Genomic DNA, 14,321 nt, shown 5'->3' with positions numbered 1-14,321 from the left:
CTGCTTAACGTGGCGTGATGAAAAAAGACCTCCTTCGGGAGGTCTTTTTTTTTGCCTGGGGTTCAGCAGGCCGGGGCGTGGCGGTCGAGCATCTTGGCAATCATCAAGGTACCCAAGGCACTGAGCTGGTGAATCGCCAGAACCGTATCGCGGTGTTTGCCTTCCAGCGCCTCGGACAAATCAAGCAACAAGGTGCTGACCGAGGAGAAGGCTTCAAAGCTGTTGACCAGCAGGGACTCGTCGTCGCTACCGGGATCGATGGTGAAGACGGATGGAGGTGGATTTGGGGTTGGTTTGAACATTTTCTACATTCCTCAATGAGGCCGCCTTCGCTTCGCTACTAAACGAAAGGGTGGCGGCTGTGCGCAGGTTAGTAGACCGGTGAATGTAGAAGCCCGGCGCATCCGAGGATGCCCTGCGCACAGCCACCATCAAGCACAGATTTGGGAAATCTGATTGATGGAGAATGCACGACCTACAATTCGAATCCAGGCTACTAAACCTGATCGCTGATGAGCAGCGACCGAGCAACCTTAAAGACGACAAGCCAGCCGTACAAGCCGGCGGATTCTGGCTCACCTGTAGGCAAGCACGCAAGTTAAGGTAGCCTCTGACTGACACCGCCCCCAACCTGCAAACCCAATCAACATGTGGGCGCTGGCTTGCCTGCGATAGCATCAGCTGGGTATACCTGCTGTACCGAGTTGCCCGCATCGCAGGCAAGCCAGCTCCCACAGGAGATCTGCTTTGAAACATCGACTTGTGTTCGCTTTGTTATTTATCAGCGCCAGTGCGAGCGCCGCGCCGCCCACCCTGGAGCCTCTGCTCAACAGCATCGCCGAGCGCCTGGAGATCGCCGACCAGGTTGCCCTGAGCAAATGGGACAGCCACAAGCCCGTAGAGGACAAGAAGCGCGAACAGGAAGTGATCGCCAGCGTCGTCGCCCAGGCGCCTACTTACAAACTGGACCCCGCCGCCGCCGAGCAATTTTTCTCGGCGCAGATCGAAGCCAATAAGTTGGTGCAATACACCCATCTATCCGACTGGCAGTTCCAAGGCAAAGCGCCCGACAACCCGCGCCCGGACCTGGTGAAGCAGATTCGTCCGCAGCTGGATCAACTGCAAAAACGCCTGCTCCAGCAGCTTGCGGACTTCACCCCACAGCGCACCGACCCACAGTGCCCGCAATGGTTGACGCAAGCCGTCCATGAGCCACAGAACGAACCAATGCGCCAACTGGCGATGATCCGCGCCACCGCTGAGCTGTGCATCTACAAAGGTTAAAGACTGCAAACCCAATCAGAACTGTGGGAGCTGGCTTGCCTGCGATAGCGTCGGCACATTCAATATTGCTATCGCAGGCAAGCCAGCTCCCACATTGACCTAGATACTCATGCCAATTCATCGCCAGCCCTCACTTCCTGAACAGGTTTCACAAAACCGCACTATATTGGTGCGATAGCCTGCACGCTTCCCATCTGCCCAGCCCATTTTGGTTCGATTCTTCCCGAACAAGCTGGCAGAACGCCACAGTTTCGCGCCTTAAACCCCTATTTCAGGGGTTTAACGCTTCTTTTCGGAGCCTTGGTTTGGTTTTTGCATTTTCCTTGTATCAGCGTGTGCCTCAAGCCCGCGCCTTGCTCCAAAAGAGGTCCTGATGACCATCAGCGATGCACTGCACCGTTTGTTACTCGACAACCTGACCACCGCGACCATTCTGCTCAATGACGACCTGCGTCTTGAGTACATGAACCCGGCGGCGGAGATGCTCCTGGCCATCAGCGGCCAGCGCAGCCATGGGCAGTTCATCAGCGAATTGTTCACCGAGTCGGCCGAAGCCTTGAGTTCTTTGCGCCAGGCGGTGGAGCAGGCACACCCGTTCACCAAGCGCGAAGCGATGCTCACCGCCCTCACCGGCCAGACGCTGACGGTCGACTACGCCGTGACCCCGATCCTGAGCAACGGCACCACCCTGCTGCTGCTCGAAGTGCACCCACGTGACCGCCTGCTGCGCATCACCAAGGAAGAAGCGCAGCTGTCCAAGCAGGAAACCAGCAAGATGCTGGTGCGCGGCCTGGCCCACGAGATCAAGAACCCGTTGGGCGGGATTCGCGGCGCCGCGCAACTGCTGGCCCGCGAACTGCCGGAGGAGCACCTCAAGGACTACACCAACGTCATCATCGAGGAGGCCGACCGCTTGCGTAACCTGGTGGACCGCATGCTCGGCTCCAACAAGTTGCCATCGCTGGCGATGACCAACGTGCACGAGGTGCTGGAGCGCGTCTGCCAACTGGTCGAGGCCGAAAGCCAAGGCTGCATCACCCTGGTGCGCGACTACGACCCAAGCATTCCCGACGTGTTGATCGACCGCGAACAGATGATCCAGGCGGTGCTCAATATCGTGCGCAACGCCATGCAGGCCATCAGCAGCCAGAACGAGCTGCGCCTGGGCCGCATCAGCCTGCGCACCCGCGCCCTGCGCCAGTTCACCATCGGCCATGTGCGCCATCGCCTGGTGACCAAAGTCGAGATCATCGACAACGGCCCGGGCATTCCTGCGGAACTGCAGGAAACCATTTTCTTTCCCATGGTCAGCGGCCGCCCGGACGGTACCGGGCTGGGCCTGGCCATTACTCAGAACATCATCAGCCAGCACCAGGGCTTGATCGAATGTGAAAGCCATCCCGGCCACACCACGTTCTCGATCTTTCTGCCTCTGGAACAAGGAGCCCCATCGACATGAGCCGTAGTGAAACTGTCTGGATCGTCGATGACGACCGTTCTATCCGCTGGGTCCTCGAGAAAGCCTTGCAACAGGAAGGCATGACCACCCAGAGCTTCGACAGCGCCGACGGCGTGATGAGCCGCCTGGCGCGCCAGCAGCCGGACGTGATCATCTCCGACATCCGCATGCCCGGCGCCAGTGGCCTGGACTTGCTCGCGCGCATCCGTGAGCAGCACCCGCGCCTGCCGGTGATCATCATGACCGCGCACTCGGACCTGGACAGCGCTGTCGCGTCCTATCAAGGCGGCGCCTTTGAATACCTGCCCAAGCCGTTCGACGTGGATGAGGCGGTGGCGCTGGTCAAGCGCGCCAACCAGCACGCCCAGGAACAACAGAACCAGCAAGCCCCACCCGCCCTGACCCGCACCACGGAAATCATCGGCGAAGCGCCGGCGATGCAGGAAGTGTTTCGCGCCATCGGGCGCTTGAGCCACTCCAACATCACCGTGCTGATCAACGGCGAGTCGGGCACCGGTAAAGAGCTGGTGGCGCATGCACTGCACCGCCACAGCCCACGGGCGGCCTCGCCGTTTATCGCGCTGAACATGGCGGCGATTCCCAAGGATTTGATGGAATCCGAGCTGTTCGGCCATGAGAAAGGCGCCTTCACCGGTGCCGCCAACCTGCGTCGCGGCCGCTTTGAACAGGCCGACGGCGGTACGCTGTTCCTGGATGAGATCGGCGACATGCCGGCCGACACCCAGACCCGCTTGCTGCGCGTATTGGCCGACGGCGAGTTCTATCGCGTTGGCGGGCACACGCCGGTCAAGGTCGACGTGCGCATCATCGCGGCGACCCACCAGAACCTCGAAACCTTGGTGCACGCGGGCAAATTCCGTGAAGACTTGTTCCACCGTCTGAACGTGATCCGTATCCATATCCCACGCATGTCGGACCGTCGCGAAGACATCCCGACCCTGGCCCGCCACTTCCTCAGCCGCGCCGCGCAGGAGCTGGCCGTCGAGCCGAAGCTGCTGAAAAGCGAGACTGAGGAATACCTCAAGAACCTGCCATGGCCAGGTAACGTGCGCCAGCTGGAGAACACCTGCCGCTGGATCACCGTGATGGCTTCGGGTCGCGAAGTGCATATCAGCGACCTGCCGCCGGAGCTGCTCAGCCTGCCGCAGGACTCAGCCCCTGTGACCAACTGGGAACAGGCGCTGCGCCAATGGGCAGATCAGGCCTTGGCGCGTGGCCAGTCGAACCTGCTCGACAGCGCCGTGCCGGCGTTCGAGCGAATCATGATCGAAACCGCCTTGAAGCACACCGCCGGCCGCCGCCGCGACGCCGCCGTGCTGCTGGGCTGGGGCCGTAATACCCTGACGCGCAAGATCAAGGAGCTGGGGATGAAGGTGGATGGCGGGGATGAAGATGAGGGTGATGAGGGCTGACTGATCGTTCCCACGCTCTGCGTGGGAATGCCTCCCCGGACGCTCCGCGTCCAGGCCTCACTGCAACTTGAGGTCTGTGCACTGGTGACGCGGAGCGTCACACGATGCATTCCCACGCGGAGCGTGGGAACGATCAGATCAGATGCAGTGCACCGCTTCAATGCACCATGAACCGGCATCGGGCATGGATCCAACGCTTGAAACATCAGCCACGCTGAAAAAACCTTGAACAGCAAAAACACCAAAGCCCCGTATTCCGGGGCTTTGCGCTTTATGGCGTGATTTTTTGGCACAAATTACAAACTCTGGCACGCGCCCTGCAATAACCCTTGTACTACCCAGTTTCGGGGACCTTGGTACAGGCAGGCCGAGAATCCCCTCTTTACACCTGGGGTGCTTGATGCGGATCGCGTCGTGCCCCACACCCGTTTCGGGAACCTCGGTACAGGCAGGCCGGGGATTCCCTCTTTTATTGCTCTTGGAGATGGATCTCAAGCCGCCAGCGGCCATCGGCCTTCTCTCCCTTCCATTCCCCGCGCAACGGCCGAGCCGCCACCAGGTTGAGCAGCAAGCCGCTATCGGTCTTGCGGATGCGCCAGTTCACGTCCTTGTCATTGACCTTGAGTTGCCCATTGGCCACCTTGCCCTGCGCGTCGAACAGCAGCGCCACGGTGCCATCCACCTGCTCGCCGTGCAGCTTGGGCTCGCTGTTGAACCACACCACCACGCCGTCCTTTGCCAGCTCTACCTGTTGCAATTCGACCGGCTCCGGGGTGGTCAGGCGGCCAATCATCAGGCCGATCATCAAACCGACAATCACCATTGAGCCCAAGACCCTGGGCAATAGCTTCGGCCTTGGGTCGTCTTCAGGGGTAGAATGCAGCGCATCTTTGCCTTCGGAGCCGTGCATGTTTCACGTCATCCTTTTTCAACCAGAAATTCCGCCGAATACCGGCAACGTTATCAGGCTGTGCGCCAACAGTGGCTGCCACCTGCATTTGATTGAGCCGCTGGGCTTCGACATGGACGACAAGCGCCTGCGCCGCGCCGGGCTGGACTACCACGAGTACGCCACGCTCAAGCGCCACGCCGATCTGGCCAGTTGCCTGGAAAGCCTGGGCCACCCACGGCTGTTCGCGTTTACCACCAAGGGCTCGCGGCCGTTTCATGATGCCAGCTTTGCCGAAGGCGACGCCTTCCTGTTCGGCCCGGAAAGCCGTGGCCTGCCGGCCGAGGTGCTCGACGCACTGCCCGACGGCCATCGCCTGCGCTTGCCGATGCGCGAGGGTTGCCGCAGCTTGAACCTGTCGAACACCGTGGCCGTCGCGGTCTACGAAGGCTGGCGCCAGCTCGGCTTCAAGTAACACGTAAAAACAAATGTGGGAGCGGGCTTGTGTGGGAGCCGGGCTTGCCCGCGATGCAGGCACCTCGGTGTGTCAGTCACACCGGGGTGATGCTATCGCAGGCAAGCCAGCTCCCACACAAGCCCGCTCCCACATTTTTACCGCGTCGACTTACTGAACGGTCGACGAACCTTCCTGTTGCATGCGCTGCAGCTCTTGCGCGTACAAGGCATCGAAGTTCACCGGAGCCAGCATCAGCGCAGGGAACGAGCCACGGGTGACCAGGCTGTCCAGGGTCTCACGGGCATACGGGAACAGGATGTTCGGGCAGAACGCGCCCAGGGTGTGGCTCATGGACGCTTCGTCCAGGCCCTGGATCAGGAAGATACCGGCCTGTTGCACTTCAGCGATGAAGGCGACTTCTTCGCCATTCTTGACGGTGACCGACAGGGTCAGCACGACTTCGTGGAAGTCACCTTCCAGTGCCTTTTGACGGGTGTTCAGGTCCAGCGCAACGCTTGGAGTCCATTCCTGACGGAAGATGGCCGGGCTTTTCGGCGCTTCGAACGACAGGTCACGCACGTAGATCCGCTGCAGCGAGAATTGTGGGCCTTGGGTTTCTGCTGCTTCAGTATTCTGTTGGTCAGTCATCACAGATCCTTCTTGATCTTGGGGTCTTTTAGGGTTTAGGAGTCAGACGAGCAGCAGCGCATCGAGTTTACCGGCGCGCTCCAGGGCGAACAGGTCATCGCAACCACCGACATGCTTGTCGCCGATCCAGATCTGCGGCACGGACGTGCGCCCCGCCTTCTGGGTCATTTCGGCGCGCACCTGGGGTTTGCCGTCGACCTTGATCTCTTCGAAGGCAACGCCCTTTTTCTCAAGCAGGGCCTTGGCCCGCATGCAGTAAGGGCACCAATCGCTGGAGTAAACGACAACCTGACTCATGTCACTTCACCAACGGCAGGTTATCGGCCTTCCAACTGCCGATACCGCCGGACAGTTTGGCGGCGGTGAAACCAGCCTTGAGCATCTCGCGGGCGTGGGTCCCGGCGTGCTGGCCTTGGGCGTCGACCAGAATAATGGTCTTGCCTTTGTATTTTTCCAGCTCGACCAGGCGTGCGATGAGCTTGTCCTGTGGAATGTTCAGGGCGCCGACGATATGGCCGGCGGCAAAATCCTTGACCGGGCGAATATCCACGACAACGGCCTCATCCTTGTTGACCAGCGCGGTCAGCTCCGACGTGCTCAGGCTGCGGCCACCGCGGCTCATTTCATGAGCGATCAGCAGCGCCAGCAGGATGACGAAGGCACCCGCGAGCAGGTAGTGGGCAGTGGCAAATGCAATCAGGTGATCAACCATCAAGGAGGTTCCAGGGCGTTAAAATGGCGGTAAGTATACACAGCCGTCAGGGGGGGCCAACCCCCGTAAAGCGGTGACGTGGTCGGAACTTCGCTTTAGACTGCTACTCCCTTTTAGATTGCCTTCCTTTATTACCGCCGCGAGAGGATCTATGACTACTACGCCTAAACCTTTGGTCCTGATAATTCTCGATGGCTTCGGACACAGTGAAAGCCACCACGACAACGCCGTGTACTCGGCCAAGAAGCCGGTACTCGACCGCCTCACCGCCACCGTACCCAACGGTTTGATCTCAGGTTCGGGCATGGATGTAGGCCTGCCGGACGGCCAGATGGGCAACTCGGAAGTCGGCCACATGAACCTCGGCGCCGGACGAGTGGTATACCAAGACTTCACACGCGTGACCAAATCGATCCGCGACGGCGAGTTCTTCGAGAACCCGACCATCTGCGCGGCGGTGGATAAAGCAGTCGCAGCCGGCAAGGCCGTGCACTTCATGGGCCTGTTGTCCGACGGCGGCGTGCACAGCCACCAGGACCACCTGGTCGCCATGGCCGAGCTGGCGTTCAAGCGCGGCGCCGACAAGATCTACCTGCACGCCTTCCTCGACGGCCGCGACACCCCGCCAAAAAGCGCGCAGTCGTCCATCGAGCTGCTCGACGCCACCTTCGCCGCCCTCGGCAAGGGCCGCATCGCCAGCCTGGTCGGCCGTTACTTCGCCATGGACCGTGACAACCGCTGGGACCGCGTGGCCCAGGCCTACAACCTGATCGTCGACGGCCAGGCCGAATTCAACGCCGCCACCGCACAGGAAGGCCTGGAGGCCGCCTATGCGCGTGGCGAGAGCGATGAATTCGTCAAAGCCACTACCCTCGGCGAGCCGGTGAAAGTCGAAGACGGCGACGCCGTGGTGTTCATGAACTTCCGCGCCGACCGTGCCCGTGAGCTGAGCCACGTGTTCGTCGATACCGGTTTCAAAGATTTTGAGCGCGCACGCCAACCGAAAGTCGAGTTCGTGATGCTCACCCAATACGCCGCCAACATTCCGGCCCCCTCGGCGTTTGCCCCGGGCAGCCTGGAAAACGTGTTGGGCGACTACCTGGCGAAAAACGGCAAGACCCAGTTGCGCATCGCCGAAACCGAAAAATACGCCCACGTGACCTTCTTCTTCTCCGGCGGGCGTGAAGAACCGTTCCCGGGCGAAGAACGCATCCTGATCCCGTCGCCAAAAGTCGCCACCTACGACCTGCAGCCGGAAATGAGCGCACCCGAAGTCACCGACAAGATCGTCGATGCCATCGACAATCAGCGTTACGACGTGATCGTGGTCAACTACGCCAACGGCGACATGGTGGGCCACAGCGGTAACCTGGAAGCGGCCGTAAAAGCCGTGGAATGCCTGGACCTGTGCGTCGGCCGCATCGTCGACGCCCTGGAGAAAGTCGGCGGCGAAGCGCTGATCACCGCTGACCACGGCAACTGCGAGCAGATGTCCGACGAATCCACCGGGCAAGCCCACACCGCCCACACCACCGAGCCGGTGCCGTTCATCTATGTCGGCAAGCGCGACCTGAAAGTGCGTGAAGGCGGCGTGCTGGCGGATGTGGCGCCGACCATGCTGAAGCTGATGGGGTTGGAGAAGCCGAAAGAGATGACCGGGACTTCGATTCTGGTTTGACCCTGAGAAGCACCGCAAGCCCCTGTGGGAGCTGGCTTGCCTGCGATAGCATCAACTCGGTATCTCTGAAGCACCGAGGTGTCCGCATCGCAGGCAAGCCAGCACCCACAGGGTTGGAAGGTGCTTTTGAGGATATCTTTTTGCCACACCAACGCCACTCGGCACCTATCTTGCCCGCAAGCCCCAATTGGGCGTTTTTTTTGCGGCGCTTGGCGGGCATACTAGGCTGTCCCTTTCCCTGGTGTCGCCCGCCTCTATGCTTCGCGCCTTGATTACCCTCGCTCTTGTCTGCCTGCTCCAACCGGCGTTTGCCGATGAGCGCGCACAAACCCAACAACAGTTGGACGCTACGCGTCAGGACATTACTGAGCTGAAAAAACTGCTCGGCAAGCTCCAGGAAGAAAAATCCGGGGTGCAGAAAGACCTGCGCGGCACGGAAACCGAGATGGGCAAGCTCGAGAAGCAGGTCCAGGAGCTGCAAAAAGAATTAAAGAAGAGCGAGTCGGAACTGGAGCGACTCGACGCTGAGAAAAAAAAACTCCAGAGCGCACGCGTTGAACAGCAACGCCTGATCGCGATCCAGGCCCGCGCCGCCTACCAGAGCGGCCGCCAGGAATACCTCAAGCTGCTGCTTAACCAGCAGAACCCAGAAAAATTCGCGCGTACCCTCACCTATTACGACTACCTGAGCAAGGCACGCCTGGCGCAACTTAAGGGTTTTAACGAAACCCTGCGCCAATTGGCCAATGTCGAACAGGAAATTGCCGACCAGCAATCCCAGCTGCTCGACCAGAAAAGCGCCCTCGACACCCAGCGCGACCAACTGGACAAGGTACGTAAGGAGCGCCAGCTGGCACTGGCCAAGCTCAATAACGATGTAAAAGCCCGCGACGCCAAGCTCCAAGCACGCGAGCAGGACCAGGCCGACCTCGGCAAAGTGCTCAAAACCATCGAAGAAACCCTGGCCCGCCAGGCACGTGAGGCTGAAGAAGCGCGCCAGAAAGCGCTGATCGCCCAGCAGGAAGCGGAAAAAAAGCGCCAGCGTGAGGCCGAACTGGCAGCGACCACCGACGCACCGGCGCCCCGTAAACCGCCGCGCGCAGCCCCTGGGCCACTGGTTTCCAGCGCCGGCGAGAACTTCGGCGGCCCTTTTGCATCAGCGCGCGGCAAACTTCCATGGCCCGTTGATGGTCGACTACTGGCACGCTTCGGTGAAACCCGTGGCGATGACACCCGCGCCAAGTGGGATGGCGTCATGATCAGCGCCGGCGCCGGCAGCCAGGTGCATGCCGTGCATGGTGGCCGTGTGGTGTTTGCCGATTGGCTGCGGGGCGCGGGTTTGTTGGTGATTCTTGACCACGGTAATGGCTATTTGAGCCTTTACGGCCACAATCAGACTTTACTCAAGTCGGCAGGTGATGTTGTAAAAGCCGGCGAATCCATCTCCACTGTCGGTAACAGTGGTGGGCAGGACACGCCAGCGCTGTACTTCGCTATTCGTCAGCAGGGCCGCCCGAGCGACCCTGCACAATGGTGCCGTTCCCAAGGATAGGGCCGCATCTACATTAGGAGTTCGTTCGACATGCTGCATTTGTCCCGCCTCACTTCGCTGGCCCTGACGATCGCCCTGGTGATCGGCGCGCCTCTGGCTTTTGCCGACCAGGCCGCTGGAGCTGCACCCGCCGCTACGACCGCGACCACGGCAGCGACCACCAAGGCCCCGCTGCCGCTGGACGAGCTGCGTACCTTTGCCGAGGTCATGGACCGGATCAAGGCAGCCTATGTCGAACCCGTAGACGATAAAACCCTGCTGGAAAATGCCATCAAGGGCATGCTCAGCAACCTCGACCCGCACTCTGCCTACCTGGGCCCGGAAGATTTCGCTGAGCTGCAGGAAAGCACCAGCGGCGAATTCGGCGGCCTGGGCATCGAAGTTGGCTCCGAAGACGGCCAGATCAAAGTGGTGTCGCCGATCGACGACACCCCAGCATCCAAGGCCGGTATCCAGGCCGGCGACTTGATCGTGAAGATCAATGGCCAGCCGACCCGTGGCCAGTCCATGACCGAAGCCGTCGACAAGATGCGCGGCAAGCTCGGCCAAAAAATCACCCTGACCTTGGTGCGCGACGGCGGCAACCCGTTTGACGTAACCCTGGCCCGCGCGACCATCACGGTCAAGAGCGTGAAGAGCCAGCTGCTGGAGTCGGGCTACGGTTACATCCGTATCACCCAGTTCCAGGTCAAGACCGGCGACGAAGTGGCCAAGGCCCTGGCCAAGCTGCGCAAAGACAACGGCAAGAAACTCAACGGCATCGTGCTCGACCTGCGTAACAACCCGGGCGGCGTGTTGCAGTCGGCGGTGGAAGTGGTCGACCACTTCATCACCAAAGGCCTGATCGTCTACACCAAGGGCCGTATCGCTAACTCCGAACTGCGCTTCTCAGCGACCGGCAATGACCTCAGCGAAAACGTGCCATTGGCTGTGCTGATCAACGGCGGCAGCGCCTCGGCCTCCGAAATCGTCGCCGGCGCCCTGCAAGACCAGAAACGCGGCGTACTGATGGGCACCACCAGTTTCGGCAAAGGCTCGGTGCAAACCGTGTTGCCGCTCAACAACGAGCGCGCGCTGAAGATCACCACGGCGCTGTACTACACGCCGAACGGTCGCTCGATCCAGGCCCAAGGCATCGTGCCGGACATCGAAGTACGTAAAGCCAAGATCACCAACGAGATCGACAGCGAGTACTACAAAGAGGCCGACCTGCAAGGCCACCTGGGCAATGGCAACGGCGGCGCCGACCAGCCGACCGGCAGCGCCACCAAAGCCAAGCCGATGCCGCAGGACGATGATTATCAACTGGCCCAGGCGCTGAGCCTGCTTAAAGGCCTGAGCATTACGCGCAGCCGTTGATATGCGTTTTGCCCTGATCATCGCTGTGCTGTGCAGCCTGGCAGGCGTCGCCCACGCGACGCCTGCGGGCGAGCCGCATAAAGCCTACCTGACCCTTATCATCGACGACCTGGGGCAAAACCTGCCCCGGGATCGTCGCGTGCTGGCCCTGCCTGGGCCGGTGACCATGGCGATCATGCCGGACACGCCCCACGCCGCCGAATTCGCCCGCGAAGCGCACAAGGCCGGCAAGATCGTGATCCTGCACATGCCCATGGACCCGGCTACCGGCCCGTTCGCCTGGCACCCCGACTTGCCCATCGAAGAACTCGGCAAACGCCTGGAGGCCGCCTTCAAGGCCGTGCCCTACACCGCCGGCATCAATAACCATATGGGCAGCCGCATGACCGCCCAACCGGCCGCCATGGCGTGGCTGATGGCCGAGCTGCAACGACGCAACAAGTTCTTTGTCGACAGCCGCACCAGTGCACAGACCGTCGCCGCCGCCGAGGCGCAGAAGATTGGCTTGGCGCATGTCTCGCGGGATGTATTCCTCGATGACGAGCGCACCGAAGCGGCGATCACCACGCAGCTGCAAACCGCAATCAAACTGGCGCACAAACAAGGTTCAGCCGTAATGATCGGCCACCCTTACCCGCAAACCCTGGCGGTATTGGAGCGCGAGTTGCCCAAGCTCAAGGCCCAGGGCATCGACTGGATTGATATCAAGTTGATGATCAGCGTACGTGGCAATCAGGCCATGGCCGGGCATGGGAAAAACGGCATTTATCTTCCGTTGCGTAGATAAATACAGCTCGGCAATGCGCTCGCTCTTCGATAGTTGATACTCCTATCAACTGGAGAGCCTCCAATGAAGCCTCTGCAATTCAACGACCTGCTCATCAACTTTACCAGCGAGTTTCTTCCGCTCTGGAGCGATAAGGGATCAGGCGCGCATAAAGACGTCGGCCTTTGGCGGCCCAGCACAACATCCGATGAACTAAGCCCGTTTTTCTCCTTGGGCGATGTTGCGGTTGGTCACCATGACAATATCAACCGGAGCAAGATCGTCCCGGTCGTCAGCGACGTGAATAAGGTCAACGGCACGGCCCTGCGCGCGCCGCTCGATTACCAATTGGTGTGGCACGATAAAGGAACCGGGGCCTTAGGCAATTTATCCATCTGGCGCCCACTGCCACCGCAAGGCTATGTCGCGATGGGGCTGGTGTGCGGTGTGGCCTATGACAAACCTTCGACCAGTGCCATGCGCTGCGTACGCGAAGATCTGGTGCAAACAGCCCAAGTGGGCGACCTGATCTGGGACGATAAAGGCAGTGGCGCTACCCAAAACCTGAACACTTGGTCGATTACTCCGCCCGATGCATCAGCCGGCGAAATTTACTTGGCCCCTGGCACCTTTATCGGCAGTGAAAGCGCTACCAAGCCAAGCCTCCTGGCCTATTCGCTGCGCCTGGCGCTCACCGCGCAATCCAGCGAAGCACCGCCACTCCCCGTTCTCAGCGGGTATGAGAACCCGATGCTGGAGGAGACCACCCCCATAATTAAGGTGTGCGAACTGCCGTGGTTCTGCGTAAAAGATCCGGAATTAACCGCTATTGAGCAGCTGCAGACCTCACCCACTTATCGGTTGGAACGTACTGATCGTCACGTTTTCGTCGGCTTTGAGCACAACACCGAAGCGACCAGTCGCCCCTCTACGTGGAAAGCCACGAAGGGCGAAATCGGAGAAAATACCAGGGTGCTGGCAACTGGCACCGGCGTCGAACTAAGCAAGCAATGGCCCGCAAACACTCGCGCATTCGCGCTGAGTTTCTCGGCGCAGCTGGACCGTGACTTCACGCATACGCAGCACTCGGCGAAAGGTTGGAGCAACGCCTCAGCGCTGGAAATCATCACTTATGCGCCGCCGAAGATAGCCGTTGCGGGCTCCATCCTGAACAGTGAATACCGCCTGCTACGCCTGGATGGCAGCCAGGTATCAGACACTGTGAGCTACAACAGCGGCGAGCACGTGTACATGAGCCAGTACCCCAGCGTGGAGCCACTGCCTGAGAAAGCGCCTGGAGTAGACCCCCTTGAAGCACAGCCCACACTAGAGATAGCGGGCTATGATCTGTTCGAGGACACCCTCGCCCCGTAACTGATCGAGTGCCGCTTGGAGTTTGGTCACCACGTCATCCGGCACGTCTTTGTTCAGCGCGAGGTAGAGCTGGGCGCTGTTGAAGCGCAACACGGTCTTGAGCCCCGTTACGCCGACCTGACGCGCCAGGTAACGCCCGGCGGGATCGCCGGTGGCCCACAGGTCGATCTGGCCATCCATGAGCTTTTGCGCGTTGTCTTGGTCGCGCAGCACCACCAACGGGTTGAGGCCCTGTTTTTCCAGGGTCTGGGCAATGGCGTCGCCCTTGTAGGCACCAATCTTGTAACGACGGGCATGCTCAAGGTCCGACAGCTCTATCTTGCTGTCGGCCTTGGCCAACAACACCCAATCATCAGGGCCGATAGGGCCGACCCATTTGAACAAAGCTTCGCGATCCGGCAGGCGCGCCATCACGAATACGCCGTAACCAGGTTTTTCCAGGGCGAGTTTGTAGATTCGCTCCCAAGGAAACCGCAGGGTCAGATTGTAGGAAATGCCGGCACGCTTGAAAGTCTCGCGCACGATGTCCACGGCGATGCCTTCGATGTTCTCGTCCTTGGCGAAATTTTTGCCGTTTTTCGCCATGTTGTAAGGCGGAAAGTTTTCCGTCAGCAACACCAGGGCGGCGTCAGACGGTTCTTCGGCGTGGGCAGCACCGGCCATAAGCACGGAGGTACTGGCGAGGGCGAGCAACAAGGTCTTGAACATGA

General features: G+C 60.3%; 15 protein-coding genes. 9 read left to right on the top strand and 6 right to left on the bottom strand.

The window, feature by feature from the left end; translation table 11 throughout:
* Positions 1-62 precede the first annotated feature (62 nt).
* Complete coding sequence (locus K0P33_RS02915; protein ID WP_242153952.1) at positions 63-302, bottom strand: DUF6124 family protein; 240 nt, start codon at positions 300-302, stop codon at positions 63-65.
* A 445-nt stretch (positions 303-747) separates the two neighbouring features.
* Here K0P33_RS02915 and K0P33_RS02910 point away from each other — a divergent pair, with 445 nt between their 5' ends.
* The 3 genes from K0P33_RS02910 (at position 748) to ntrC (ending at position 4,176) form a co-directional block, all read left to right on the top strand.
* The gene (locus tag K0P33_RS02910; protein ID WP_242153950.1) at positions 748-1,284 is read left to right on the top strand and encodes a chorismate mutase; all 537 of its coding nucleotides are present in this window, start codon (positions 748-750) and stop codon (positions 1,282-1,284) included.
* Between the two features lie 373 nt (positions 1,285-1,657).
* Positions 1,658-2,743, top strand: coding sequence for a nitrogen regulation protein NR(II) (gene glnL, locus K0P33_RS02905; protein ID WP_078046461.1), 1,086 nt, complete (start codon positions 1,658-1,660; stop codon positions 2,741-2,743).
* Positions 2,740-4,176, top strand: coding sequence for a nitrogen regulation protein NR(I) (ntrC, locus tag K0P33_RS02900; RefSeq protein ID WP_242153948.1), 1,437 nt, complete (start codon positions 2,740-2,742; stop codon positions 4,174-4,176). The genes glnL and ntrC overlap by 4 nt, the downstream gene beginning before the upstream one ends.
* A gap of 469 nt (positions 4,177-4,645) precedes the next feature.
* On the opposite strand, the gene K0P33_RS02895 is transcribed toward ntrC, so the two are convergent.
* Positions 4,646-5,086, bottom strand: a complete 441-nt coding sequence (locus tag K0P33_RS02895) for a hypothetical protein (RefSeq protein WP_094952185.1) — start codon at positions 5,084-5,086, stop codon at positions 4,646-4,648.
* Here K0P33_RS02895 and K0P33_RS02890 point away from each other — a divergent pair.
* A complete protein-coding gene (locus K0P33_RS02890; protein ID WP_003171120.1) occupies positions 5,085-5,540 on the top strand; it encodes a tRNA (cytidine(34)-2'-O)-methyltransferase in 456 nt (151 codons plus the stop codon). The genes K0P33_RS02895 and K0P33_RS02890 overlap by 2 nt on opposite strands.
* 150 nt (positions 5,541-5,690) lie before the next feature.
* On the opposite strand, the gene secB is transcribed toward K0P33_RS02890, so the two are convergent.
* Genes secB through K0P33_RS02875 form a run of 3 tightly spaced genes read right to left on the bottom strand, consistent with a single transcriptional unit; the run spans position 5,691 to position 6,882 of the window.
* Positions 5,691-6,170 carry a protein-export chaperone SecB gene (gene secB / locus K0P33_RS02885; RefSeq protein WP_083355711.1) on the bottom strand — a complete coding sequence of 160 codons (480 nt, stop codon included), beginning with the start codon at positions 6,168-6,170 and terminating at the stop codon, positions 5,691-5,693.
* A 42-nt stretch (positions 6,171-6,212) separates the two neighbouring features.
* Positions 6,213-6,467, bottom strand: coding sequence for a glutaredoxin 3 (gene grxC, locus K0P33_RS02880; RefSeq protein WP_094952184.1), 255 nt, complete (start codon positions 6,465-6,467; stop codon positions 6,213-6,215).
* A 1-nt stretch (position 6,468) separates the two neighbouring features.
* Positions 6,469-6,882 carry a rhodanese-like domain-containing protein gene (locus K0P33_RS02875; protein ID WP_094952183.1) on the bottom strand — a complete coding sequence of 138 codons (414 nt, stop codon included), beginning with the start codon at positions 6,880-6,882 and terminating at the stop codon, positions 6,469-6,471.
* 151 nt (positions 6,883-7,033) lie between these two features.
* Between K0P33_RS02875 and gpmI the strand changes: the two genes are divergently transcribed.
* The 5 genes from gpmI to K0P33_RS02850 all read left to right on the top strand — a co-directional run bounded on the left by gpmI (position 7,034) and on the right by K0P33_RS02850 (position 13,611).
* A complete protein-coding gene (gene gpmI / locus K0P33_RS02870) occupies positions 7,034-8,560 on the top strand; it encodes a 2,3-bisphosphoglycerate-independent phosphoglycerate mutase (protein WP_242153946.1) in 1,527 nt (508 codons plus the stop codon).
* Between the two features lie 256 nt (positions 8,561-8,816).
* Entirely contained in the window at positions 8,817-10,112 is a 1,296-nt protein-coding gene (locus K0P33_RS02865) for a murein hydrolase activator EnvC (protein WP_094952181.1), read from the top strand.
* A 30-nt stretch (positions 10,113-10,142) separates the two neighbouring features.
* A complete protein-coding gene (locus K0P33_RS02860) occupies positions 10,143-11,471 on the top strand; it encodes a S41 family peptidase (protein WP_094952180.1) in 1,329 nt (442 codons plus the stop codon).
* A 1-nt stretch (position 11,472) separates the two neighbouring features.
* Positions 11,473-12,258 (top strand): divergent polysaccharide deacetylase family protein, encoded by a 786-nt coding sequence (locus tag K0P33_RS02855; RefSeq protein WP_094952179.1) that lies wholly within the window; start codon positions 11,473-11,475, stop codon positions 12,256-12,258.
* 63 nt (positions 12,259-12,321) lie between these two features.
* Entirely contained in the window at positions 12,322-13,611 is a 1,290-nt protein-coding gene (locus K0P33_RS02850) for a Vps62-related protein (protein ID WP_242153944.1), read from the top strand.
* Here the strand turns inward: K0P33_RS02850 and K0P33_RS02845 are convergent.
* Positions 13,564-14,319 (bottom strand): ABC transporter substrate-binding protein, encoded by a 756-nt coding sequence (locus tag K0P33_RS02845; protein ID WP_094952177.1) that lies wholly within the window; start codon positions 14,317-14,319, stop codon positions 13,564-13,566. The two genes, K0P33_RS02850 and K0P33_RS02845, sit on opposite strands and share 48 nt — an antisense overlap.
* Positions 14,320-14,321: the final 2 nt, after the last annotated feature.

The organism is Pseudomonas sp. ArH3a, from assembly GCF_022648765.1.
Lineage (GTDB): Bacteria > Pseudomonadota > Gammaproteobacteria > Pseudomonadales > Pseudomonadaceae > Aquipseudomonas.
The sequence above is the reverse complement of the archived record's forward strand: the minus strand, read 5'-3'. Positions and strand labels throughout refer to the sequence as shown.